Below are 597 nucleotides of genomic sequence, written 5' to 3'. Positions count from 1 at the left end.
GGGTACGCATCTGGCAGAGGTTGTAAAGGATGGTCAGACGGTTGGCGTGCTTTTCTTAGAGGACGTTATTGAAGAGTTGGTTGGCGAGGTTAGAGACTCGCTACAGCGTGAGGATGTTTTCATCGAGCGCAACTTGGATGCGTGAGTCGAACTTGGGTCTGTAGCTCATTGGTGCCGGTTTGAAGTGATGGGCGTGAGTCTGTACACAGCTTTTTCAAACGGGTTGATCCGCGCGGCCCAGCGTTATAAGTTCGTTATGTATTCACCGCGTGAGTTCGTGTGAGTCACCCTGTTATTACATGCTTTCGGGAAGGGAAGAGTTATTTTGCCTGTGAATGATTCTCCAAATGGCTCGCCTTTCCCTACGCGTCGTCAGCTTCGTGAGCAGGCAGAAGCGTCTTCGAAGCGCAAGATCCAAAAACCTAGTTGGTTGAGTCTTTTGAAGGGTGGTCTTGTAGCCGTGGTTGCGGCAGCCACCGTGGCGGTTCCACTAACTGGTTTCGTTGGGCCAGATACTTCAATTGCGCTACCTTCAAAGGTGGTAGCTTCACCGGTCGCACAATCCTCGTGGGCTAAAAGCGCTGATGTCGTTGTTGC

The 597-nt window shown here is 51.6% G+C and carries 1 pseudogene; it reads left to right on the top strand.

The annotated features are described in order from the left end of the window. Positions 1–331 precede the first annotated feature (331 nt). Positions 332–597 (top strand): annotated as a pseudogene (locus tag HMPREF1627_RS10720) (hypothetical protein); the annotation flags it as partial.

Source organism: Actinomyces sp. S6-Spd3 (assembly GCF_000758755.1).
Taxonomy (GTDB): Bacteria; Actinomycetota; Actinomycetes; order Actinomycetales; family Actinomycetaceae; genus Pauljensenia.
This window is presented reverse-complemented; position numbering and strand designations above follow the sequence as displayed.